The organism is Paenibacillus sp. EKM212P (assembly GCF_011066115.1).
Lineage (GTDB): Bacteria > Bacillota > Bacilli > Paenibacillales > Paenibacillaceae > Paenibacillus > Paenibacillus polymyxa_B.
Genome location: NZ_JAAMNR010000001.1, coordinates 305,411 through 330,139, shown reverse-complemented (window position 1 = coordinate 330,139; position 24,729 = coordinate 305,411). Strand labels below are relative to the sequence as shown.

Below are 24,729 nucleotides of genomic sequence, written 5' to 3'. Positions count from 1 at the left end.
TTCGAACATCACATTTGCAAAGAATGAAAATTTGGAAGCACCTTTTTTCATATATGCAATGATTCCCGAGAGGGAGCATTCCAATATGAGGAGAGGTGCTTTTTGATATGTATGGAAAATTACACGGAGCTTGTTTGTATGGAATAGATGGTGTTCTGATTGAAGTTGAGACTGATTTGTCCAATGGCTTGCCTCAGACAGCGATTATAGGCTTGCCGGATTCGGCGATTCGAGAGGCAGTGGAGCGTGTCAGAGCAGCAATTAAAAACTGTGGCTTTAAATATCCGTCCCAGCGTGTCACGATTAATTTAGCTCCTGCTGATTTGCGTAAGGAAGGTTCATCTTTTGACCTTGCTATCGCTTTAGGGTTGCTGACGACCAGTGAACAGGTCGTTTTACCCGCGGGAGAACGAACGTTGTTTATTGGCGAGCTGGCGCTGGATGGCAGTATTCGCCCTGTGAATGGGGTACTGTCCATGGTTGATCTGGCCAAGCGAGAAGGATTCAACTCCGTGCTGCTTCCCCAGGAAAACGCAAGCGAGGCTCGTCTGATTACGGGTATACGTATTTACGCTATACGGCATCTAGCAGATCTTATTCCGATTGAAGATCGTGCACAAGGCACTGTTGATAGCCAAGCAACAAATCAGAGTTGTACTGCCAGTAAACAAGTCATGATCTGTTCCTATGACCATTTACCTCAGGCAGAGCATATACCGTTGTGTGAAAAAGAAGGGATAACTAGCAACATGGAGGATTACAGCGATGTGTTGGGTCAGCTGCACGCCAAGCGTGCGTTAGTCATCGCTGCAGCCGGAATGCATAATATCCTGCTTATGGGACCGCCGGGGGCTGGGAAAACAATGCTCATCCGCAGATTGCCATCTATCCTTCCGCCTTTGACTGAAAAGGAGGCGCTTGAAGTCACCAAAGTATACAGCGCTGCCGGGAAGTGGAAGGAGTCATCGCCTCATCTGATGAATATTCGTCCCTTCCGTTCGCCTCATCATACGATCTCTGCTGCTGGTTTGGTGGGTGGGGGAGGTATACCCAAACCAGGAGAAATCAGTCTTGCACACCGGGGGATTTTATTTCTGGATGAGTTGCCTGAGTTTAGCCGTCATGTACTAGAAGTGCTGCGTCAGCCTTTGGAAGACCACAATGTTACGATCAGTCGTTCACGTGCTGTTTTTAAGTATCCGGCGCATTTCTTACTTGCTGCCTCTTTAAATCCGTGTCATTGTGGCTTTTTCGGAAATGACACGGAACATCAGCGCTGTACCTGTTCACCTGCAGCAGTAGCCCGCTACCGTTCACGTATTTCTGGTCCACTGCTGGATCGGATTGATCTTCAGCTTGAAGTATCGCAACCGAAGGATTGGCGGGAGGAAAAAGAATCATTGTCGTCCGCTGAAATGCGAAGACAGGTGCTGGCTGCTCAAGCGATACAAATCCACAGATATAGCAAGCTTCCCTTTTCATGGAATAGTGAGCTGTCCGGTCAGATGCTTCGTAAATATGCCGTATTAGAAAAAAATGCAGCGGAGTTGCTTGATCAAACAATGGACGCACTCGGTTTAAGCATGCGTGCGTATGATCGAATTCTCAAGCTTTCGCGTACCATTGCAGACTTACATGACTCAGAGAAAATTTTGACTTCACATGTGGCTGAAGCTATTCAATACCGCCACATGGATAGAGCAAATGCCAGTTTTCCTGAAAGTTAAAAAGGCGATAAAACTTAATAGTTATAACACATTATTTTTATGAAAGAGTTTTTCCAAGGGGTATGTACAATAGAAAATGGAAAAAAGGACAAAAAAAGCTCCAGACAATAAAGATCTGGAGAAGAAAAAAAGATTATGACAATAGTGATTATACTATGAGTATATCAATTTTGTATATACGATTATACATCATCTCCCATGTTACTTGATGGAAAAAAACAAACATTCTTTAACGAAGGAATAGCTGAAAGGATAATAAGCCCCTCGACAAAAAACGGTTGAGGGACTTGTTGCAAGATTCATTCTAACGAATACTATTGAATTCATGAAGAGAGATGGAGATGGGCCCCCTACATATGCTAAAGAAAATCTAAGTTACAAAACGTTCAGTTTCACTTCAATATTACCGCGGGTAGCGCGAGAGTATGGACATTGTTCATGTGCGCCTTCCACCAGTTTTACTGCAGTTTCATGATCGACGCCTTTTACCAGTACGTCGAGATTTACTCCGATTCCGAAGCCGCCGTCTTCCACTTTGCCGAAATGGACCGTAGCTGTTACTTCAGTACCTTCATGCTTAATACGTTGCATGCGAGCAACCATATTTAAGGCACTGTCAAAGCAAGCGGAATAGCCTGCTGCGAACAATTGCTCTGGATTCGTACCTGCACCGCCTGCGCCGCCCATTTCTTTTGGGGTATCAATATCTAAACGGAGTTCAGGGGAAGAAGACTCGATATAACCGTTACGTCCACCAACCGCTTTTACTGTTGTTTCATACATTTTTTGTTGAATGGTCATCATAATCCAATCACTGCCTCTCGCTCAATTTATATTTTACACAATTTAATTTATCAAAATAATTATTGTTTGTAAAGTATTTTGTGCAATTAGCATGTATTTTATTATATAATGTGCTAAAATAATGACGAAAGTAGGTGATCAGACAGCATGGAAGACAATCCTAATGAAGGTACAGCGTTGAAACTTGATAATCAGTTATGCTTTGCCATATATGCATGCTCCAGAGAGATTACGAAGCTATACCAGCCTTATCTGGAAAAGCTCGGTGTGACGTACTCACAATATTTGGTACTTATCGTGCTCTGGGAGCGTGAAGAGTGTACAGTGAAGGAATTGGGTGAGGCACTATATTTGGACTCCGGCACACTAACTCCCCTATTGAAGAGATTGCAGAACGCCGGGCTTATCGATCGAAAGCGTTCCACTCAGGATGAGCGTAAGGTGCTGATTTCTTTGACGACAGAGGGAAGCGCATTACGGGAAAAAGCTCTGTCCGTACCAGGATGCATCCAGGAAAAAACAAGTATGACTCATGATCAATTTGGGTCGCTTCTGCTCCAGTTCAATGATCTGCTCGATCGTGTTCATCAAGCTAATGTACAAATTGAAAAATCATAAGGTGTTTTCAGTTGCTCTTGCGAATCTTATGGCATGAGTTGTTCTCAGCTGAAAGAAAAATACCTAATAATGCTTGAAGAATTAAAGTGCCTCTTAATGTGGATTAGGTAATCCCATGTTGTAGAGGTGCTTTTTTTGTGTGAATTTGTATTAAGAAAAATATCCAATAATATCCAAACATTCGATTTTGGGAATGATAATGATATCAAAATACTGTAATTCATGAGGTTAAATTATAAGGAAAGCGTTTTAAAAACATGTTACAATGATGTAGGTTTAGTATAGATTTCCTTGTGAACCGCCCTTGTTGCAGTCATGTTGATAGGAGGATTCCAGAATGAATATCCATGAATATCAGGGTAAAGAAGTATTGAAGCAGTACGGAGTGGCTGTACCGAACGGTAAGGTTGCCTATACGGTGGAGGAAGCCGTTGCTGCGGCAGAATCGCTTGGAAGCGCTGTTACGGTGGTAAAAGCACAAATTCATGCTGGTGGACGCGGTAAAGCGGGTGGCGTGAAAGTTGCCAAAGGTTTGGATGAGGTGCGGACTTTTGCTTCTGAAATTTTGGGTAAGGTGCTGGTGACGCATCAGACCGGACCTGAAGGTAAAGAGGTCAAACGCCTTTTGGTTGAGGAAGGCTGCGATATTCGTAAAGAATATTACGTCGGCGTTGTCGTAGATCGTGCGACTGGACGTATCGTAATGATGGCCTCAGAAGAAGGCGGTACGGAAATCGAAGAGGTGGCTGCAGCCACTCCGGAGAAGATTTTTAAAGCGGTTGTTGATCCAGCGATTGGGCTTCAGGTGTATCAGGCACGTAAGTTGGCGTATGACATTAATATCCCAAATGAACTGGTAAACAAAGCGGTCAAGTTTATGCTGGCACTATACGAAGCTTTTGTGGACAAGGACTGTTCGATTGCAGAAATCAATCCCTTAGTCGTTACGGGTGATGGGAATGTACTGGCGTTGGATGCCAAACTGAATTTTGATTCTAATGCGTTGTTCCGTCACAAGGATATTTTGGAATTGCGTGATTTGGATGAAGAGGACGAGAAGGAAATTGAGGCATCTAAATACGATCTAAGCTATATCGCTCTGGACGGAAATATTGGCTGTATGGTCAATGGTGCGGGCTTGGCGATGGCAACCATGGATATTATCAAATATTACGGTGGCGATCCGGCCAACTTCCTGGACGTAGGGGGCGGTGCGACGACGGAAAAGGTAACCGAAGCGTTCAAAATCATTTTGTCCGATCCGAAGGTAGAAGGTATTTTCGTGAACATTTTCGGCGGAATTATGCAATGTGACATCATTGCGAACGGCGTCGTGGAGGCTGCCAAACAGTTGGGGCTGACTCGTCCGCTTGTTGTCCGTCTTGAAGGGACAAATGTTGAGCTCGGCAAACAGATTTTAGCGGAATCCGGTTTGAATATCGTAGCAGCGGATTCCATGGCGGATGGCGCCCAAAAAATCGTCGAACTTGTTCAATAGCCTGTTTGCATTCCGATATGCCGAATAAACGATAGGGGATGTGAAGATCGTGAGTATTTTGGTCGATAAGCATACAAAGGTGATTACACAGGGGATTACGGGAAAAACGGCGTTGTTTCATGCCAAGGGTGCGCTTGATTATGGTACACAAATGGTAGGTGGCACTTCTCCAGGTAAGGGGGGCACCGAGGTAGAAATTACACTGGAGAACGGACAACAGGTCAAATTGCCAGTGTTTAACACCGTAAGCGAAGCCAAGGGAGCTACTGGCGCAACAGCGAGCGTGATTTACGTGCCACCGGCTTTTGCAGCAGATTCCATTTTGGAGGCTGTAGATGCGGATTTAGATCTCGTGATTTGTATCACGGAGGGCATTCCGGTGCTTGATATGATCAGGGTCAAGCGTTTTATGGAAGGTAAAAAGACCGTTCTGATTGGCCCTAACTGTCCAGGTGTTATTACACCAGGAGAATGTAAAATCGGTATTATGCCAGGTTACATTCATCTACCAGGTCATGTAGGTGTTGTGTCACGTAGTGGTACTTTGACCTATGAAGCAGTGCATCAGTTAACGACCCGAGGTATAGGACAATCTTCCGCGGTTGGTATTGGCGGTGACCCCGTTAAAGGTTCAGAATTCATTGACATTTTGCAACGTTTCAATGAGGACCCCAACACTCACGCTGTCATTATGATCGGAGAAATTGGTGGTACAGCCGAGGAAGAGGCTGCCGAGTGGATCAGGGACAATATGACGAAGCCAGTGGTTGGTTTTATCGGCGGTGTGACTGCGCCTCCGGGCAAACGGATGGGGCATGCAGGCGCCATTATTTCTGGTGGAAAAGGAACGGCCAAAGAGAAAATTGCCACGCTTGAAGCCTGTGGGATCAAGGTGGCACCGACTCCTTCCGAAATGGGCTCGACACTGGTAAGTGTGCTAGAAGCACGTGGTATTTTGAATTTGTGTACGACACATTAAATCGTGTTTCTTCATTAATATACAGGCCATAAAACTGCATCGAAATTTGCCGCAGGCTAGTGTATAATGAAAGAAAGGTAAGCAACCTTTTTATCTTCTGAAACAGGGGATGAAAAGGTTGCTTTTTTTTGCGTTAAGACAGGCTTGTCAGGGAAACGCTTGCAAAATGATTCATTGTGCCACAAAATAAGGGAGGGTTCACTCTTCCGTGAATGGGGGAACCATAGTTTGGAAGAAAGATGGCTTTTGTTAGGCTTACATGAGTTAGAGGGAATCGGAAGAAAAACAATTCAGCGTATTTGGTCGAGTGACTATCGATTGCATGAGCTACTGCATTTTAGCGAACAAAAGTGGATTGAGATAGGGTTAAGCCCTGCTCAGGCACGAATTGCGGCTCAGTGTTACGATGAAGAATGGGTGCATGAACGATATCAGCGAGTTCTATCCGGTGATATTGGAACGGTAACTTATGTGGACGAGGATTATCCCCTATTAATGAAGGAAACAGTTGACCCACCATGGGTAATGTATACAAAAGGGGATAAATCACTTTTGCATACATGTTCTGTAGCCATGGTAGGAACCCGCGTTCCCACCGCTTATGGACGTAGAGCAGCGGAGATACTAACAGATGGATTATGTAATGCAGGGATTACAGTAGTTAGCGGATTGGCGAGAGGAATTGACAGTATTTGTCACGAAACAGCCCTGCGCCGGGGAGGAAACACGATTGGTGTACTGGGAACAGCGATTGATCAAATTTATCCTCCCCAAAATGCGTCTTTATTTGCAGAGATGGCTAGCAAAGGCTTGATCGTATCGGAGTACCCTCCAGGCACGAGGTCACATCCAGGAATGTTTCCACAACGTAATCGGATTATAGCTGGCCTAACGAAGGGAACGCTCGTTGTCGAAGCAGATGCAAGAAGCGGCTCCTTGATTACAGCTGATGCTGCGCTAGAGGCAAATCGAGATGTGTTTGCTGTTCCCGGACCCATTACGTCACCGAAGAGTAGAGGCACGCTGAGCTTGATCAAGCAAGGAGCCAAAACAGTCACTGAAGCTTCGGATATTATTGAAGAGTATGAAGCAGATTTGCGTACAAGGGAGGTTTCTTCATACAATAGAGAGCAGAGTCTTAATCTGAAACAGGCCTCCAAAGTGCCAGAAAGTGAGACTTCTGAGGAAAACCGTGTCATACTGTTGCTCGAACAGGGAACCATGACACTGGATGAACTGCTTGATGCTACGGCATGGGATTTTGGACTTTTACACGCAGTTCTGTTATCGTTAATCATAAAAAAAAGGATCGCCCAGCTAGCGGGCACAAAATACAAGCTTATTTAGTAGTTGTTTTTGCAAAGTCCTTAGTTAGTAAATGCACAAATTCAATTTTAAACATCAGGTGGAGGGCAGTATGGTATTCATCCGCACCGCGGATTCCTACTCCTTCCCCACTTCCTGAAATGTGTTGACATTATGACTCGCAGTAGCGGAGCAGATGGAATTTTTCTGAACAAGCACAGCGATCTGGAAAAATAACCAATCTGTTAAGCGCTCTCCGCGTCATAACTCACCACATTTCAGGAAGTCTATCATATTCATGTGTGTAATTGAGAGGAGGAAGAGCCTATGGCGGATTCACTCGTCATCGTGGAATCGCCTTCCAAGGCGAAGACGATCGGCAAATACTTAGGCAGCAAATATATCGTCAAGGCTTCCATGGGTCATATCAGGGATTTACCGAAGAGTCAGATCGGCGTAGAGGTCGAAAATGATTTTAATCCCAAATACATTACCATTCGAGGTAAAGGCTCAATTCTAAAAGAATTAAAGGATGCCCGAAAAAAAGTGAAAAAAGTATATCTGGCGGCTGACCCGGATCGCGAAGGTGAGGCTATTGCCTGGCATCTGGCGCATGCGCTGGAACTGGACGATACAGCAGATTGCCGTGTTGTATTTAATGAAATTACGAAGCAGGCTGTCAAAGATGCTTTTAAAACCCCCCGTAAAATCAATATGGATTTGGTTAATGCTCAGCAGGCACGACGGATACTGGATCGACTTGTTGGCTACAAAATCAGCCCGTTGCTCTGGAAAAAGGTAAAAAAGGGTCTATCCGCTGGGCGGGTGCAGTCGGTTGCGGTGAAAATTATTTTGGACCGGGAAAACGAGATCAGTGAGTTTGTACCGGAAGAATACTGGACGATTACAGCTAAACTAGCTATTAAAGACAGTACCTTTGAAGCGAAATTTCATAAGCTGCGCGGTGAAAAGAAAGAGCTCTCCAGCGAAGCGGATGTACAAGAAGTGTTGGAAGCTATCGGAAAATCGTCTTACAAGGTGCGCGATGTGAAAGAGAAAGAGCGTTTACGCAATCCTTCTCCTCCATTCACAACAAGTTCCTTGCAGCAGGAGGCGGCTCGGAAGCTCAACTTCCGTGCATCTAAAACGATGTCTGTAGCTCAGCAGCTATATGAGGGTGTGGATTTAGGAAAAGAAGGGACCGTGGGTTTGATTACGTATATGCGTACGGATTCCACACGGATCGCCGCTTCAGCTCAAGAGGAAGCGAAAGATTTAATTATTCAAAAATATGGCGAAGCTTTTGTACCTGAAACTCCTCGTCAATATTCAAAAAAAGCGGCCAACGCCCAGGATGCGCATGAAGCGATTCGCCCAACCTCTGCGTTACGCGATCCGGAAACAGTTAAGCCGTTTATGAGTCGGGATCAGTTCCGTTTGTACAAATTGGTATGGGAACGTTTCATGGCCAGTCAGATGGCATCTGCTATTATGGATACTTTGTCCGTTGATATTGAAGCGGGTGAGACGATATTTCGGGCAGCAGGTTCTAAGGTTCGTTTTCCAGGTTTCATGAAAGTGTATGTAGAGGGAAATGACGATGGTAAAACCGAAGAAGATAAACTGCTGCCACCACTTCAACCAGGCGATAAATTAAAAAAAGAAGCGGTTGAGCCGAAGCAGCATTTTACACAACCGCCTCCCCGTTATACGGAAGCGCGACTGGTTAAGACGCTGGAAGAACTGGGTATAGGACGTCCAAGTACGTATGCACCAACGCTGGAAACCATTCAGAAACGTGGGTACGTTGCTATTGAAGAAAAGAAATTTTTCCCTACAGAGCTGGGCGAATTGGTCATCGAACAGATGGAGGAGTTCTTTCCAGAGATACTGAATGTGGAGTTTACAGCTAATATGGAAGGTGATCTTGACCACGTCGAAGAAGGCGAAGGTAATTGGGTCAAGGTGTTGAGTGACTTTTACGAGTCATTCGAGAAGCGACTTGAAGTGGCTGAAGAAGAAATGAAAGAAATTGAAATAAAAGATGAAGTATCCGATGTCATTTGTGATAAGTGTGGCAGCCAAATGGTGTATAAGCTTGGCCGATTTGGTAAATTCCTGGCCTGTTCTGCTTTTCCAGATTGCCGTAACACAAAGCCAATTGTTAAGGATATCGGGATTAATTGTCCTACATGCGGTGAGGGCCATGTCGTCGAACGACGGAGTAAAAAGGGACGTATCTTCTATGGATGTGACCGCTACCCGGAATGTGATTTTGTTTCCTGGGATAAACCGTCCATTAAGCCTTGCCCAAGTTGCAGTAGCCTAATGGTCGAAAAACGTACAAAACAAGGGACGAAGCTCAACTGTACGGTCTGCGATCACAGCGAAATGCTGGAAGAGAGCGATGAGAGCGTAGAGACTTCTTAAGAACAACAATAGCAGGGGGATTTAAACGTGAGTGAACTACAAAAGGTAACGGTCATCGGAGCAGGTTTGGCAGGCAGCGAAGCTGCCTGGCAAATTGCAAGCCGTGGAGTGTCAGTTAAGTTATATGAAATGCGGCCGGTTGTAAAAACACCAGCACATCATACAGATAAATTTGCCGAACTGGTATGCAGTAATTCCTTGCGGGCAAACGGCCTAACGAATGCAGTAGGCGTACTGAAGGAAGAGATGAGAATACTGAACTCCTTGATTCTGAGTGCAGCAGATCGTCATGCTGTTCCGGCTGGCGGTGCATTGGCAGTGGATCGTGACGGATTTTCCGGTCATATTACTGATACGCTTCATCAACATCCTTTGATCGAGGTTGTTAATGAAGAGCTTCAGGAAATCCCACAGGACGGTATTGTGGTCATTGCGACGGGGCCTTTAACTTCTCCAGCTTTGTCGGAACAGATTAAATCGCTGATGGGAGAGGAGTATTTCTATTTTTACGATGCGGCAGCTCCGATTGTAGAAAAGGACTCTATCGACATGAGTAAGGTTTATCTGGCTTCCCGTTATGATAAGGGAGAAGCAGCGTACTTGAATTGTCCGATGAACGAAGCGGAATTTGATGCTTTTTATGAGGCTCTGATTGCGGCTGAGGTAGCGCAAGTCAAGGAATTCGAAAAAGAAATTTATTTCGAAGGCTGTATGCCCATCGAAGTGATGATGCAACGTGGGAAACAAACGGCATTGTTCGGACCGATGAAACCTGTGGGTCTCGTAAATCCACATACAGGTGAACTGCCCCACGCAGTTGTTCAGCTTCGCCAGGACAACGCCGCAGGAACGCTGTATAATCTGGTTGGTTTCCAGACTCACCTCAAATGGGGGGAGCAAAAGCGTGTATTTTCAATGATTCCGGGTCTTGAAGAGGCAGAGTTTGTACGTTACGGTGTGATGCATCGCAATACCTTTATTAATTCTCCGCAGCAACTTCATCCAACTTATCAGTTTAAGGGAAGAAGTAATCTATTCTTCGCCGGACAAATGACCGGTGTAGAGGGATATGTGGAGTCAGCGGCTTCTGGTCTGCTGGCCGGAATGAATGCGGCACGAGCAGCGCGTGGACAGGAAATGTTTGTATTTCCTGCGGAAACGACATTAGGTAGCATGGCACGGTATATTACGACCGCTGATTTTAAGCATTTTCAACCGATGAATGCAAACTTTGGTTTGCTTCCAAAGTTGGAGAAACGGATTCGTAACAAAAAAGAAAAAAATGAAGCTCTCGCTAATCGCGCGTTGGAAAGTTTGCGTGGTTATATCAACGAAACGGGAGTTATGTCAGCTGAAGTACAGGCATAAGGATGAAGGAAAAGGAGGAGCGCGTTATGGATATGTCCTTTCATGCTACCACCATCTGCGCTGTACGCCACAATGGCAAAGGAGCTATTGCGGGTGATGGACAGGTAACGTTCGGCAACAGTGTTGTCATGAAGCAGACGGCTAAAAAAGTGCGCAGATTGTATCGAGGTCAGGTCGTTGCAGGATTTGCGGGTTCAGTGGCCGATGCTATCACGTTATTTGAAAAGTTCGAAAATAAGCTGGAGGAACACCACGGAAATCTTCAAAGAGCAGCCGTGGAACTTGCCAAGGACTGGCGTCAGGATCGTATCCTGCGCAAGCTGGAAGCGCTCATGATTGTGATGGACTCATCCGGAATGTTGCTCATTTCTGGAGGCGGCGAAATTATAGAGCCGGATGATGATGTGCTTGCGATTGGCTCAGGTGGTAATTTTGCATTGGCGGCTGCCCGTGCTTTCAAACGCCATGGCTCTGGCATGGAAGCAAAGGATATGGCACGGGAAGCGCTAGAGGTTGCTTCGGAAATATGTGTGTATACGAACAATCAGATTATCGTGGAAGAACTGTAAATCGGCTCTGAGTATTCAAGGGTGGAGGAGTGCAAAATGAATAATCAATCGTTGACGCCCAGACAAGTGGTATCCGAGCTGGATAAGTATATTGTCGGACAAAAGGAAGCTAAAAAATCTGTTGCTGTTGCCTTGCGCAACCGTTATCGGCGTAGTAAGCTGCCGGATGATATCCGGGATGAAATTGTGCCTAAAAATATTTTGATGATCGGACCGACAGGTGTGGGTAAAACTGAAATTGCACGTAGACTTGCACGGCTCGTGGGAGCTCCTTTTGTCAAGGTAGAGGCGACCAAATTTACAGAAGTGGGTTACGTCGGTCGTGATGTGGAATCCATGGTGCGTGATCTGATGGAAACCTCTATTCGCATCGTTAAGACGGAACGAACAGAGAATGTGAAGGACAAAGCGGAAGACATGGCAAATGAACGGATTGTCAGCATCCTTGTACCTGCAGAAAAGTCAAACAAATCGCAACGTAATCCTTTTGAAATGCTGTTTGGCAATAACACGGGAACTTCAGTAGAAGAAGAACCACCACAACAGGATGGATCTTTGGCAGAAAAGCGCCGTAAGGTTAAATTCGATCTATTGTCTGGTAAGCTTGAGGATGATGTCATAGAGATTGATGTGGAGGATACTGCCCCCAATATGCTCGATATGTTTGCTGGGCAAGGGAATGAACAAATGGGTATGAATATGCAGGAGATGTTCGGAAGTTTTCTGCCCAAGCGGACGAAAAAGCGCAAGCTACCAGTCAAGGAAGCTCGCAAGGTGTTGATTCAAGATGAGGCCGCCAAATTGATCGATATGGATGATGTGATTCAGGAGTCTGTGAAGCGTGCTGAGCAATCCGGTATTATTTTTATTGATGAAATAGATAAGATTGCCAGCCAGGGTAAGGGTAGCGGCCCCGATGTGTCGAGAGAAGGCGTCCAGCGCGATATTTTACCTATTGTCGAGGGATCTACCATCATGACCAAATACGGTCCGGTAAGAACAGATTACATTCTGTTTATTGCTGCAGGAGCTTTTCATGTTGCAAAACCATCTGACCTGATCCCTGAGCTTCAGGGTCGTTTTCCAATCCGTGTGGAATTAAGTAGCCTGACTTTGGATGAGTTTGTGTCGATACTGACGGAGCCTAAAAATGCGCTGACCAAGCAATACACTGATCTACTCCGTACTGAGGAAATTGAAGTCGAATTTTCTGCGGAAGCGATCCGTGAGATTGCCAGCATTGCTGAGTCTGTAAATCGCAACACCGAAAATATTGGCGCACGTCGTTTGCATACCATTCTAGAAAAGCTGCTGGAGGATCTGTCGTTTGAAGCACCAGAGCTTACATTGGATCGTATGATCATTACCCCGGAATATGTACGTGAGAAGCTGGGAGATATTGCCCAAAACAGGGACCTTAGTCAGTATATTTTATGAATAGGGTTTCTAAAAATAGGGTGTGTGGTCCAGAATAACACTATCTTGCACCGTCGTTTAGACCTAGATAATGGTCAAGTTGATGATTTTTCTGTCTATTCCAAAAGTAGGACGTATAATCTTTTACAGGTGTAAAGTGCTAAGAAAACATTCATTTTCTTGAAATAAACCTGAAAAATTTAACATTTTATGCATCTAAAGCCCTCTTTTTTAAAAAAGATAGGGCTTTTTTCTTATTGTAATTAGGTCCCAACTCTACGAAACTTAGAATATATGACAGAAAGTTATTATTTTCTACTTAAGACCTAAAAGAAATGTATAATTATGAAATTTTATTGTCGAAAAAAAGTGAAAAATCTTGTTTTATTGAATCTTACTTTGGAGTAGACGCTGGGAGGGAGGAGCTAAATGAATCTGCTGGGTGATATGAGCTTTCAAAAGCTTCAGGCAGGTGTACAGGCGGCAAATACGAGACAACGTGTGATGGCGGACAATATATCCAATGCGGATACCCCGTATTTTAAGCGTTCGGAGGTTTCATTTGAAGAACTGCTTCAGCAGCAAATGGACGGTGATGTCACACCACTACGTGGAAAAGTAACCAATTCAAGACATTTTCAAATAGGACCTGTGAACTCCATTCCAGATGCCACGGTCACCAAAGATGGGTACTCAGTCATGAATAACAATATGAACAACGTAGATATCGACAGAGAAATGAGTCTTATGGCTGAAAATCAACTAAGATATAATACCTACATCCAAGAAATTAATGAGCGCATCAAAATGATGAGAACAGCGGTAGAAGGGAGATAGGACTAGGTGAAGATTAACAACGGCTTTGATATTAGTGCATCTGCTCTTACGGCCCAACGGTTGCGGATGGACGTTATATCTAGCAACATTGCCAACGCAGAGACAACTCGGGCGAAAGTAGAGAATGGACAAGCAGTTCCATATCGGAGAAAAACGGTTGTTTTGGAGCCGAACCAATCTGGCTTTGCCGATGTTTTAAAGGCTCAAATGGAAGGAAGTAGCACAAACGCTGCTGGCGTTAAGGTTTCGCAAATTCAGGAAGATCAGTCACCTTTGAAGCCTGTGTACAATCCGGGTCACCCGGACGCTGATAAAGATGGCTATGTATATATGCCTAATGTAGACATTATGAAAGAAATGGTCGACATGATTTCCGCAACACGCTCATACGAAGCCAATGTAACAGCTCTGAATGCATCAAAGGCTATGGTTTCCAAAGCGCTTGAAATCGGTCGCTAAGTTCTAGGACTACTAACTACTTAATAGGGAGAGTAAAACATGATTCAGAACGCCATGTTTAATGTACAGACACCGGTAATACAGCAGATTCAATCGCCTAACAATGAGTTGACGAAAGCGACGCCTTCCGAATCCTTGAAGGATTTTGGTTCCTTCCTAAAGGATGCTCTCAATGAAGTAGGGCAGCAGGAAGCCGCTACGCACCAGATGTCCGACCAATTCATGGCAGGCAAAGTTGATGTAGATCAGGTCATGATCACTTCCCAACAAGCGCTGCTTTCCCTGCAGCTTACTACACAGGTCCGAAACAAAGCGATCGAAGCCTATCAGGAGATCATGCGTACACAGATGTAAAGAGGGTTTAGCAAAGTTTCGGATGGGGTGACGGAGTGAACGAGAGAATCGCCCAATATCGGGATAAGATTTCCGGGTATTGGAATAATTTCAGCAAAAAACAGAAGATATTACTTGTTTCGACATTAGCATTCATCATTATCGCCGTTGTAGTGCTAACGATGCAGTTTACTAAAACCGAGTATGAAGTGGCTTTCCGAGATTTAAATGCTAACGATGCAGCCGGAGTCATTAAATATCTCGATTCTGCGGGTATACCGTATCAACTTAATGCTGGTGGGACACAAATCGCAGTTCCAACCGCTAATGCGGATAAGGCGAAGGTAGATGTTGGGTCTCAAGGCCTGATTCAGAAGGGGTCAATCGGCATGAGTGCTTTTGACCAGTCCTCCTCTGCCATTGGTATGACGGAGAACGAGTTCAATGTGAAGTACAATAATGCATTGAACGGCGAAATACAGCAACTGTTGGAACGGATGGATGGTGTCCAAAGCTCCAAAGCTGTCATTAATATGCCAAAGGAAAACATTTTTGCCGGACTTGAAGAAAAGGACAAAGCCTCCGCTTCGATTCAAATGGAATTCGAGCCTGGCTTTACTCCAAATCAGCAAGCGATCGACGGATATTTTAATCTGGTAAAAACGGCCGTACCGAATCTGCCAGTGGAAAACATTACGATCACCAATAAGGAATATGAGTTGATTCCAACGGCCAAGGGCGGCCAAGGTGGGCTCACTAGTGGTGTTCAGGAAAACATGGCTCTACAGAAGAAGTTTGAGAGCGATGTAAGGAATAATGTCCAACAATTTTTGTCGAAAATTGTTGGAGACGACAAGGTAAACGTGCTGGTTATGTCCCAGCTAAATTTCGACAAAGTCACATCAAAAGAACAAATGGTCACACCTGTTGATCAAACGAAAATGAAGGGTATTGAAATTAGCGCCCAACAAATTCAGGAAAGCTATACGGGCAGTAGTGGACAAACCGGAGGAGTTGCAGGAACAGGAACACAGGATGTTCCGGGCTACCCGGGAGGAGCTAATTCCGGTAATACCAGCTCAGATAAGAGCTCAAGTACGATTAACTACGAAGTTAACCGAATTGCAAGGGATATTATCCAAAGTCCGTACACTGTAAAAGATTTAACCATTAATGTAGCAGTTGAACCACCAACAGGTCAGCAAACGTTGGATACTGCAACTCAGACAGCAATTCAAAATATTTTGGTTAATATTGTTAGAGCATCGTTAGCGAATTCTGGTACTACTATTACAGACGCTGATTTGGCTAAGAAGGTTTCAGTGTTTTCACAAGCTGTTCCAGCGCCTGCGAGCACGAATACATTCTTCTCAGCATCCAACCCTTGGCTATGGGGCATCGGAGCTGCTGTTCTGGCACTGCTGGCGGGTGTAATCTTCCTCATTGTACGCGGTCGTCGTAAGCAGGAAGAAGAGTTGGATGAAGAATTGCAACTCATGCCAACGCCGACGGAGTTCCCGTCTATTACCATGGAAAGTGTGACAAATGAAAGTCAAGTGCGTAAACAGCTTGAAAGTCTGGCGAAAAAGAAACCCGACGAATTCGTCAATCTGCTTCGTACATGGCTGGCTGACGAATAGAGGTGAGTTCATTGGCAAAGGCAAGCAGTCAAGGTTTAACGGGAAGACAGAAAGCAGCTATACTTCTGATCACAATGGGACCAGAGGTATCTGCTCAAATATTCAAGCATTTGCGTGATGAGGAGATCGAGCAACTTACATTGGAAATTGCCAATGTGCGGAAGGTCGATGCCATTGAGAAGGACTCCATCATGGCCGAGTTTCATCAAATTTGTTTGGCTCAGGAGTACATTTCCCAAGGCGGTATTAATTACGCTAAAGAAATATTGGAGAAAGCACTCGGATCGCAAAAAGCAGTTGAGGTCATTAACCGTCTAACAGCGACGTTACAAGTAAGACCCTTCGATTTTGCCCGCAAGGCTGATCCAAACCAGATATTGAATTTTATACAGAATGAGAATCCGCAAACGATTGCTCTCGTGCTTTCGTACTTGCAATTCGAGCAGGCGGCTGCAATTCTGTCGTCTCTGCCACAGGAAAAACAGGCAGATGTGGCCCGGCGTGTCGCTGTCATGGACAGTACATCTCCGGAAGTTATTTCTCAGGTGGAACGAGTGTTGGAGCAAAAGCTGTCAGCAACCGCGACGCAGGATTATACGAATGCGGGTGGTATCGAGTCCATTGTTCAGATTTTGAATGGCGTAGACCGCGGAACCGAACGTACGATTCTCGACTCGCTTGAAATTCAAGATCCAGAACTGGCTGAGGAAATCAAGAAAAGAATGTTCGTGTTCGAGGATATCGTCAATGTGGACAACCGTTCCATTCAGCGCATTATCCGCGATATCGACAATGCAGATTTGCAATTGGCGCTTAAAGTGTCCAGTGAAGAAGTACGCGATGTGATTTTCCGAAATATGTCGAAACGTATGGCAGAAACCTTCAAAGAGGAAATGGAGTACATGGGACCGGTGCGGTTGCGTGATGTGGAAGAAGCACAGACACGTATCGTATCGACGATCCGCAGATTGGAAGAGGCCGGTGAGATTATAATCGCACGCGGCGGAGGAGATGACATCATTGTCTAACTTGATTAAATCTTTCCAATATGTTCCTGTAGAAGCTTTGAAAACAATTGATGTGGCACATACGTATACGCCAGAAACGACGGACGAAGAAATCACAACTGAATATACGGAGCCGGAGCCTCAGCGAGATCATGAGGCTGAACGGCTACGGGATGAAATGCTGAATGATGCTAAGGATTTTGCCGAACGTCAGGTTCGCGAGGCAGCTGAAGAAGCGGAACGGATGCTTCAGGAGGCACAGCAGCAGATTGAAGCCTGGTGGCAGGAACGACGCGAGCATGACGAGCAGTTGACTCAGTCGTTAAAAGCTGATGGGTTTCAGCAAGGATATGAAGAAGGCCAGAAGCTGGCTGAGGCCGAGCTCCAAACGAAATCGGAGCAGATGATGGAAGAAGCACAGGATATTCTGCGTCAGGCCTATGAGATTAAGGAACAACTGATTCAGGAAGCGGAGCCTTTCCTGGTCGAACTGAGTAGTGCTATTGCTGAGAAGGTCATTGAGAAACAGCTTAGCCTTGAGCCTGAATACACGATTGAATTAATTCGTAAAAATTTGGCTCGTAAGCGGGAAAAAGGAACCATTACATTGTGTGTGTCGCCTCAGCATTTCGCATTTGTGCAAGGTGCACGAGAAGAATTGTCATTAACTGTCGATTCGCAGGCAGAACTTCAAATTATTCCTGATGGTACCGTGAAAGATCGCGGTTGTGTTATCCGTTCTTCCTTTGGAAGTGTGGATGCGCGGATTGATACGCAATTAGCTGAGATCAAAAAGGAATTATTGCGTCTGGTACATGAGAATGAGGAGCGAAGACATGAAGGGGCTTAATGCGCAGCGCTACATGGATCATTTGCGCCAGCTGGACCCGGTTCGGGTAAATGGCAAGGTTACGCAGGTTATCGGCTTGATGGTTGAATCGGAAGGTCCAGACGCCAGTATCGGGGATGTTTGTTACATTTATCCGGGTAAAACGGCAAAGCCGTTGCAAGCGGAGGTCGTAGGCTTCAGGGACAATAAAGTGCTTCTGATGCCACTTGGAGAACTGCAATCCATTGGTCCCGGTTGTGATGTTGTAGGAACAGGGAAACCGTTGAATGTGCAGGTCGGGTCGGAGCTGTTAGGCAAAGTGCTGGACGGATTGGGTCAGCCTCTGGATGGCTCATTGATTCCCTCTCGAATGGCGAGATATTCAACCTTCAATATTCCGTCCAATCCGCTGAATCGTCCGCGTGTGCAGGAACCAATCAGTATCGGGGTGCGCGCTATCGACGGGTTGCTTACTATCGGTAAAGGACAACGGGTTGGTATTTTTGCAGGTTCGGGTGTAGGTAAAAGTACCTTGATGGGAATGATTGCTCGTAATACGGAAGCTGATGTGAATGTAATTGCCTTGATCGGGGAACGTGGACGCGAGGTGCTGGATTTTATTGAACGGGATTTAGGTCCAGAGGGACTAGAACGTTCCGTGGTCATTGTGGCAACTTCCGACCAGCCTGCGTTAATCCGTATTAAGGGTGCACTTATTGCAACGACGATCGCGGAATATTTTCGGGATCGCGGGTTGAATGTCATGCTGATGATGGATTCAGTTACCCGGTATGCGATGGCCCAACGTGAAGTGGGACTAGCCGTAGGGGAGCCGCCAGCAATGAGAGGGTACACACCTTCCGTGTTTGCTAGTCTACCTAAGCTTCTAGAACGTGCAGGGACAGGTCCTACTGGCTCCATAACCGCTTTTTATACGGTACTGGTCGATGGTGATGATATGAACGAGCCCATCGCAGATGCGGTGCGCGGGATTTTGGATGGACACATTGTCTTGAATCGTGGGATTGCGAACAAAGGACATTTTCCCGCAATTGATGTGTTAGCGAGTATTAGCCGGGTTATGAAGGATATCGCACCACGAGATCAGATAGACGCTGCCGAGAACATTAAGCGCTTGATGGCCGTCTACAAAGATTCGGAGGACCTGATTAATATCGGGGCCTATCAGCAGGGTTCAAATGCAGAAATTGACGAATCCATGGAGCGTATACGGGATATATGGGATTTTACAAGACAAAGAACAGATGAAAAGGCTGAGCTGGACGAGGTAAGGGAGCGTTTGATTTCTGAATTTACGAGGAGATGAAGGTTGAACGATGAGATTTCAGTATTCCTTTCAGAAAGTTGTAGACTTGAAAACCAACGAAAAGTCACAGGCCGAATGGTTGCTTTCCAGTGCTGTCGGACAATTGCAGGCTGAGGAGCAGACATTAACACAGCTTGTAGGCGAAAGGAATCGGGTCATATCAGCCATTCAAAAGGCTGCCGAGGATTGCGCGCCACTCTCTACCATTCAGGAATTACAGGCTTATGTTAATCATCTGGACCAATGTATTACACGCAAGCATAGGGATGTTCAATATGCGCAGCAAAATGTGCAAAGCAAACAAACCGTTTTGACCGATAAAATGCTGGATGAACAGGTTTGGCTGAAAGCGAGAGAGAAGGCCAACGTGAAATTCCAACAGGAAATGCTCCTGCGCGAGCAGAACGAGCTGGATGAAATGGCTTCCGTGCGATTTGCCATGAAAGCCCGGTAAGCGGAAAGTCATAGGATACGCATATCAGCTGCCTGAGGAGGAAGACGATGGCACAGAAGTTAGCAGAAAATGAACTGGATATGGATTTAGGAAAAGAATCAGGCGGGGGATTTGAACGGTTTATGTTTTTCCTGATTCCGATTGTGTTCACAATCGTTCTGGTCGGGGTCCTGCTTACATTGTTCAATATGGACTTCAGAAGCGAAATGATTTCATTAGGGAACAAAATACCAGTTGTTAAAAATTGGGTGCCTGAACCGAAAGATAAGGCTACCCAGACGAAAGAGGCAGATCAGAAGGCACAGTCTGAAAGTTCTGAAGCAACCATTCAGCAGTTAAAGGCAGATTTAGCCAAGCAGACGGAGGAGCTTAAGAAGGCTACCGCTGCTAAGACGACACAAGATAAAAAGGTTACTGAACTGCAGAATCAGGTCAATACGCTGCAAACGCAACAGGAACAGCAGCCACAGGCCAGTCAGCAGGGACAGGCTGGTACGCAAACTACAGGTGGAACAACAAATGAAGATCCTTATGTAAAACAGGCCAGAGATCTTGCTAGCATGTATGAAGGAATGACAGCTAGTAAAGCGGCACCGATTATGGAGAATCTGACTACGGAAGAGACTGTGCAGCTGCTAAGCTACATGGACCCTGCCAACAGTGCAAAGATTTTGCAAAAGATGGACGCTAAAAAAGCAGCCGATATTACTATGGCTCTGAAAAACGTAACGCCATCTACGGATTTGTCAGTTGCTGCGTTGCAGTCTCGTCTGAAAAAGGATCAAGGTACCACAGCTGGCACGACGAGTAAGAGTTTGCAAAGCACTCAAATCAGTAGCACATTTGCTTCCATGGACAAGAAGAGCGGTGCCGAACTTATTTTACAAACTTACAAAATCAGTCCAGACAAGGCATTAAACATATTAAATACAGTAGATGATTCGACACGTGGTTCTTTACTACAAAATATGTCTGCCAAGGATGCGGCTCAGACTGCAAAAATTTTGAACAAACTGATGGGCAGTAAGTAATTTAAATGAAGGGAGGTGAAAAATAAATGACCCTTATTTCTCAAAGTGTATCGCTCAGCTCCAGTCAAACAGCTAGCAGTACGACAGCCTCAACAACGAGTACAGCCACGGCTGCCGGAGCAACCACGGGTGCTTTTAATCAAACACTTACGCAAATGATGACAGGCGGGCAAACGGGCTCAGCAGGCACAGATGCGAACGGTTCTCCATTAGTTATGGTACTTCCGCTGATTGCAACCGGAGAATCCACGGAAGCTCCAACCGAGCCGCTGGTCGAAACACTGGCTCCTTTGCTGCAAAATCTCGAAAAGCTGGATGAACAGGTAGCTGCCGATCCTGCTCTGCTTGCTTCTCTGCAAGCGTGGATTCAGCAAGTACAACAGTTTTTGCAAGGCGACGGAACAAATCAACAGTTAAACGGTGGAGAAACGACAGAGGCGACAGGCTTAACAGCCTTGGCAGCCAACCCGGCTACTCTTCGGTTTGCATTGCAGGACGCTTTGTCTCAACTTGCCAATGTAGCAGAGCAGGCTTCTGGAGACCAAAAGTCCCAGGTGGCACAGTTGCTACAATCGCTCCAAAGCGCAACGGCAGGGACGGGAGCTATTTCCGATGAGCAGTGGAATGGTGTAATGAAAGCTGTGGAACTTGCTGATGGTGGGGACTCACAAGCGGTTCAGCCTTCTGCAAATCGAGCAAATGGTACTCAGACCGTAGCTACAGCTACTACAGACAAACAGGTTGTTGTTTCTCAGCAGCAAGCAAGTCAGGGCGAAACTAATCAGCAAGGTTCAGAAGGGCAACGTCCATCAACTAATATTCTCGTTCAGTCTACAGTTAAGACGACTGGAGCGGATGAAGCGAGTGCATTCGTAGATGCAACTGAGCAAGCGGATCAGACAGCAACTGACAATCAGACTCCAGTGATCACAACTGCGGGACAGCTTTCGGTACAAACGCAAGGAACAACACCTTCGGCTCCAGCTCAACCAGTCGTACATGTACGGCAATTTGCCAAGGAGATGACCGAATTTGTAGTTCAGAAACTTGACATTGTAAAACACACTGGTTTGACGGAAGCGACCATCATGCTTCGTCCAGATCATCTGGGCCAGCTGGAGGTTAAGCTGACGATGCAAAATGGTCATCTGGTTGCCCAGTTCATGACTGAGCATAGCGGAGCGAAGGATTTGCTGGAACAGCAAATGTCGCAGCTGCGTTCGAGCCTGCAGAGCCAAGGTATCCAGGTAGATAAGGTAGAAGTAACGCACAATGAGTCGCTTTCCTCCCATATGTATCAGGATGGACGCGGATCTGGAGCTAATCAGCAGCAGCAATCCAACCAACGTTCCAAAGCTCGTGGTAGAGAAGAGAGCGAGGATGCTATGAAGGTAGCTGAAATGGCAGAAGAGCTTCGTAACTGGACAGCAGAACAACGCGCAGATGATATGAATCGGACAGGCTCCTTTACAGCACAAGCGTAATGATGGAGGTGAGAACACAATGACGACTACAGACAACAATGTATCCACCAGTAACGTCTGGCCGAATTACAATGTGAATAATGTCAAAACAGCAAGTGCCAAGGATACTAAAACGATGGGTAAAGATCAATTTCTGAAAATTTTGATCACCCAGCTACAAAATCAGGATCCGATGCAGCCTTTGGAGGATAAAGAATTTATCGCTCAAATGGCCCAGTTTTCCTCGGTGGAACAACTGATGAACATTTCTACGCAGTTGAATGCATTGGGACAGTCTTTGGGTACGGCTTCCGGTTTGATAGGAAAAGAAGTCAGCTGGATTGAGGCAGGTAAAAAAGACTCCATTACAGGTGAAGCAGGCGCGGGTACAGTGAAAAGTGGAATCGTGGATTCCATCGTTATTCGCGACGGTGTGCAGTATGCCAAAATGGGAGCGGCTGAGGTGGCATTAAAAGATGTAACATCAGTAAGCCAGGCTAACACAACGACTCCCGCTACAGATACATCGGATACTTCATCTTCTTCCTCTACTGGAAGCGGTGAGAACTCATGAATGACAGGCTAACGGTCGGACGCCTTTTTCCCGCCAACGTGCCCCCGGCAGCAATCTCACAAAACCGAGTGAATTCGGTATCCAAGGATGCCAGACCGTTCGGTCAGGTGTTGCAGGATCAGGTGCTCAAGCTGAGCAACCATGCAGCCAAGCGTCTGGAGCAGCGGGGAATAGAGTTGAGAAGTGACCAAATGGCGAAAATTAACTCTGCTGTGGATAAAGCAGCTGCCAAAGGCGCCAAAGAATCATTGATTTTAATGCAGGATATGGCTTTGATTGTAAGTGTACCTAATCGAACAGTTGTTACCGCGATGGATAAGAAATCCATGGAGGATAACGTATTTACGCAGATAGATAGTGCTGTAATTATTTCATGAAAAATGTATACGAAGTGGCTGGCCCAAATAGGAAAGCCATGAAAAAGCCGCGGATCGACTGATGCGGTCAACTAAGCAACCAATCAGAGGAGGATTTATACTCGATGTTGAGATCAATGTATTCAGGTGTATCAGGCATGAAGGGCTTTCAAACGAAGCTGGACGTTATCGGTAACAACATTGCAAACGTAAATACTACAGGTTTCAAGTCCAGCCGAGTGATGTTCAAGGATATCTTGAGCCAAACGAGTTCAGGCGCAAGTGCACCAGACGGAACCACAACCGCCGGGCAGAATGCCAAACAGGTAGGTTTGGGGGTATCGGTCAGTTCAATTGATACACTGCACCTTCCAGGTAGTGCAATGACTACGAATAACCCAACGGATTTACGTATTAACGGTGACGGATTTTTCCTGGTCAAAATGAATGATGCACAGGAAGTTCCTTATCTGACTCGTGCGGGCGATTTTCATGTAGACGCGAACCGAAATCTGGTTACATCTGATGGATTTTTCGTAGGAGATGCGGGTGGAGATCCCATCACACTTGCTGACAATGTTACAGCGTTCTCCATCTCGCAGGACGGTACAATTGTACAACAATTGGATGACGGAACAGTTGATAATGGTACGCAAATTGGATTAGCCAGAGTCACGAATCCGGAAGGTTTAGAAAAAATCGGCGGGAGCTTGTACCGTACTACGGTCAACTCAAATATTGATGCAATTGAGCCTGGAGTAGCGAACGCAGATGGTCTGGGAGCTATTATCTCAGGTCAGCTGGAAATGTCCAACGTTGATCTGACAGGCGAATTTACCGAAATGATCGTAGCTCAGCGCGGATTCCAAGCGAACTCGCGTATCATTACGACCTCGGATGAAGTGCTTCAGGAAGTTGTAAACTTGAAACGATAATCTCATTTAAACGCGGTGGAGTAGAGGCTCCTCCGCACCTATCAGGAGGTTGGTGTTACGATGATCCCGTTAACGCGGCTGAACGGCTCGCCTATGTGGCTTAATGCGCTGCTCATTGAGACTGTGGAGGAAACACCGGATACATACGTCACTTTGGTGACGGGGAAACGGTTGATTGTATTGGAAAAAGCGGCAGATGTCGTCTCCTTGATCAAGGGTTACAGCCGTGAAATCGGCATGCATGCCGCCACGATAAAAGTGCAACAAATGGAGGAAGACGAATGAAGAAGATGCTGCCATGGCTCATTACAATTTTACTCGCGATTACTTTGATTGCAGGCGCGGCCTTTGTACTTATACCAGCGCTTAGCGGGAAGAAGTCGGAAGTCATACCGAATGCGCAAGCTGCTCAAGCAGAACAACTTCCAAGATTGTCAGCAGATGAATTGGTGGAAGTGAGCTCTGAAATTACCGGTATCAAAACGAATTTGGCAGACGCAGATTACATTGTCCAGATGAACCTATCTTTTCAATTGAACGATGCCAAAGCAAAAGAATCTTTTGAAAAAATCAAAGATATCAGTATTAAGCCCATCGTTATTCAATTACTTGCAGACACCAAACCTGATGAGCTCAGAACGGCTAAAGGCCGGGACCAGTTCAGTGACAAGCTGACGGATCTCATCAACAAGTCGCTCCCTGAAGGTCACCTGGGGAACGCCAAAATTACAGACTTTTTGCTGGCAGCCATTTGATTCCAGGTGAACTTG

Annotated in this window: 25 protein-coding genes; 24 read left to right on the top strand and 1 reads right to left on the bottom strand. The window is 45.8% G+C overall.

Annotated features, from left to right (window positions below; translation table 11 throughout):
• Nucleotides 1-107: 107 nt before the first annotated feature.
• Nucleotides 108-1,727 (top strand): YifB family Mg chelatase-like AAA ATPase, encoded by a 1,620-nt coding sequence (locus tag G9G54_RS01520; protein WP_165175660.1) that lies wholly within the window; start codon nt 108-110, stop codon nt 1,725-1,727.
• A gap of 375 nt (nt 1,728-2,102) precedes the next feature.
• On the opposite strand, the gene G9G54_RS01515 is transcribed toward G9G54_RS01520, so the two are convergent.
• Entirely contained in the window at nt 2,103-2,531 is a 429-nt protein-coding gene (locus G9G54_RS01515) for an organic hydroperoxide resistance protein (RefSeq protein ID WP_061831855.1), read from the bottom strand.
• A gap of 147 nt (nt 2,532-2,678) precedes the next feature.
• Between G9G54_RS01515 and G9G54_RS01510 the strand changes: the two genes are divergently transcribed.
• From G9G54_RS01510 to G9G54_RS01400, 23 genes are all read left to right on the top strand, one after another.
• Nucleotides 2,679-3,149 carry a MarR family winged helix-turn-helix transcriptional regulator gene (locus G9G54_RS01510; protein WP_069291720.1) on the top strand — a complete coding sequence of 157 codons (471 nt, stop codon included), beginning with the start codon at nt 2,679-2,681 and terminating at the stop codon, nt 3,147-3,149.
• Nucleotides 3,150-3,486: 337 nt separating this feature from the next.
• Nucleotides 3,487-4,647: an ADP-forming succinate--CoA ligase subunit beta gene (gene sucC / locus G9G54_RS01505; RefSeq protein ID WP_053325253.1), complete on the top strand. Its 1,161-nt coding sequence runs from the start codon at nt 3,487-3,489 to the stop codon at nt 4,645-4,647.
• 49 nt (nt 4,648-4,696) lie between these two features.
• On the top strand, nt 4,697-5,626 hold the full coding sequence (sucD, locus tag G9G54_RS01500; RefSeq protein ID WP_165175658.1) for a succinate--CoA ligase subunit alpha: 930 nt from the start codon (nt 4,697-4,699) through the stop codon (nt 5,624-5,626).
• Between the two features lie 228 nt (nt 5,627-5,854).
• Entirely contained in the window at nt 5,855-6,973 is a 1,119-nt protein-coding gene (dprA, locus tag G9G54_RS01495; protein WP_165175656.1) for a DNA-processing protein DprA, read from the top strand.
• Between the two features lie 285 nt (nt 6,974-7,258).
• The gene (gene topA / locus G9G54_RS01490) at nt 7,259-9,361 is read left to right on the top strand and encodes a type I DNA topoisomerase (protein ID WP_165175654.1); all 2,103 of its coding nucleotides are present in this window, start codon (nt 7,259-7,261) and stop codon (nt 9,359-9,361) included.
• Nucleotides 9,362-9,388: 27 nt separating this feature from the next.
• Entirely contained in the window at nt 9,389-10,729 is a 1,341-nt protein-coding gene (gene trmFO, locus G9G54_RS01485) for an FADH(2)-oxidizing methylenetetrahydrofolate--tRNA-(uracil(54)-C(5))-methyltransferase TrmFO (protein WP_165175652.1), read from the top strand.
• Nucleotides 10,730-10,755: 26 nt separating this feature from the next.
• Nucleotides 10,756-11,298 (top strand): ATP-dependent protease subunit HslV, encoded by a 543-nt coding sequence (gene hslV, locus G9G54_RS01480; protein WP_013309881.1) that lies wholly within the window; start codon nt 10,756-10,758, stop codon nt 11,296-11,298.
• A gap of 36 nt (nt 11,299-11,334) precedes the next feature.
• Nucleotides 11,335-12,735, top strand: coding sequence for an ATP-dependent protease ATPase subunit HslU (gene hslU / locus G9G54_RS01475; RefSeq protein WP_023988186.1), 1,401 nt, complete (start codon nt 11,335-11,337; stop codon nt 12,733-12,735).
• Between the two features lie 408 nt (nt 12,736-13,143).
• A complete protein-coding gene (flgB, locus tag G9G54_RS01470; protein WP_013309883.1) occupies nt 13,144-13,551 on the top strand; it encodes a flagellar basal body rod protein FlgB in 408 nt (135 codons plus the stop codon).
• A 6-nt stretch (nt 13,552-13,557) separates the two neighbouring features.
• Entirely contained in the window at nt 13,558-14,010 is a 453-nt protein-coding gene (gene flgC, locus G9G54_RS01465; RefSeq protein WP_028542726.1) for a flagellar basal body rod protein FlgC, read from the top strand.
• Between the two features lie 39 nt (nt 14,011-14,049).
• The gene (gene fliE, locus G9G54_RS01460) at nt 14,050-14,364 is read left to right on the top strand and encodes a flagellar hook-basal body complex protein FliE (RefSeq protein WP_007430020.1); all 315 of its coding nucleotides are present in this window, start codon (nt 14,050-14,052) and stop codon (nt 14,362-14,364) included.
• 35 nt (nt 14,365-14,399) lie between these two features.
• Nucleotides 14,400-15,983 (top strand): flagellar basal-body MS-ring/collar protein FliF, encoded by a 1,584-nt coding sequence (gene fliF / locus G9G54_RS01455; RefSeq protein WP_160789836.1) that lies wholly within the window; start codon nt 14,400-14,402, stop codon nt 15,981-15,983.
• Between the two features lie 11 nt (nt 15,984-15,994).
• Entirely contained in the window at nt 15,995-17,011 is a 1,017-nt protein-coding gene (gene fliG / locus G9G54_RS01450; RefSeq protein WP_013370674.1) for a flagellar motor switch protein FliG, read from the top strand.
• Nucleotides 17,004-17,840 carry a FliH/SctL family protein gene (locus G9G54_RS01445; RefSeq protein WP_165175650.1) on the top strand — a complete coding sequence of 279 codons (837 nt, stop codon included), beginning with the start codon at nt 17,004-17,006 and terminating at the stop codon, nt 17,838-17,840. The genes fliG and G9G54_RS01445 overlap by 8 nt, the downstream gene beginning before the upstream one ends.
• Entirely contained in the window at nt 17,827-19,146 is a 1,320-nt protein-coding gene (gene fliI, locus G9G54_RS01440; RefSeq protein WP_013309889.1) for a flagellar protein export ATPase FliI, read from the top strand. The genes G9G54_RS01445 and fliI overlap by 14 nt, the downstream gene beginning before the upstream one ends.
• A gap of 10 nt (nt 19,147-19,156) precedes the next feature.
• A complete protein-coding gene (fliJ, locus tag G9G54_RS01435) occupies nt 19,157-19,600 on the top strand; it encodes a flagellar export protein FliJ (protein WP_013309890.1) in 444 nt (147 codons plus the stop codon).
• A 47-nt stretch (nt 19,601-19,647) separates the two neighbouring features.
• Complete coding sequence (locus G9G54_RS01430; protein ID WP_023988189.1) at nt 19,648-20,631, top strand: magnesium transporter MgtE N-terminal domain-containing protein; 984 nt, start codon at nt 19,648-19,650, stop codon at nt 20,629-20,631.
• A 26-nt stretch (nt 20,632-20,657) separates the two neighbouring features.
• Nucleotides 20,658-22,115, top strand: coding sequence for a flagellar hook-length control protein FliK (locus tag G9G54_RS01425; RefSeq protein ID WP_165175648.1), 1,458 nt, complete (start codon nt 20,658-20,660; stop codon nt 22,113-22,115).
• Nucleotides 22,116-22,134: 19 nt separating this feature from the next.
• The gene (locus G9G54_RS01420; RefSeq protein ID WP_053325259.1) at nt 22,135-22,668 is read left to right on the top strand and encodes a flagellar hook capping FlgD N-terminal domain-containing protein; all 534 of its coding nucleotides are present in this window, start codon (nt 22,135-22,137) and stop codon (nt 22,666-22,668) included.
• Nucleotides 22,665-23,045: a TIGR02530 family flagellar biosynthesis protein gene (locus G9G54_RS01415; protein ID WP_053325260.1), complete on the top strand. Its 381-nt coding sequence runs from the start codon at nt 22,665-22,667 to the stop codon at nt 23,043-23,045. Before G9G54_RS01420 ends, G9G54_RS01415 begins: the two co-directional genes overlap by 4 nt.
• A gap of 104 nt (nt 23,046-23,149) precedes the next feature.
• Entirely contained in the window at nt 23,150-23,959 is an 810-nt protein-coding gene (gene flgG / locus G9G54_RS01410) for a flagellar basal body rod protein FlgG (RefSeq protein ID WP_025723727.1), read from the top strand.
• Between the two features lie 60 nt (nt 23,960-24,019).
• Nucleotides 24,020-24,244, top strand: a complete 225-nt coding sequence (locus tag G9G54_RS01405) for a flagellar FlbD family protein (protein ID WP_013309896.1) — start codon at nt 24,020-24,022, stop codon at nt 24,242-24,244.
• Complete coding sequence (locus G9G54_RS01400) at nt 24,241-24,714, top strand: flagellar basal body-associated FliL family protein (protein WP_023988194.1); 474 nt, start codon at nt 24,241-24,243, stop codon at nt 24,712-24,714. Before G9G54_RS01405 ends, G9G54_RS01400 begins: the two co-directional genes overlap by 4 nt.
• Nucleotides 24,715-24,729 lie beyond the last annotated feature (15 nt).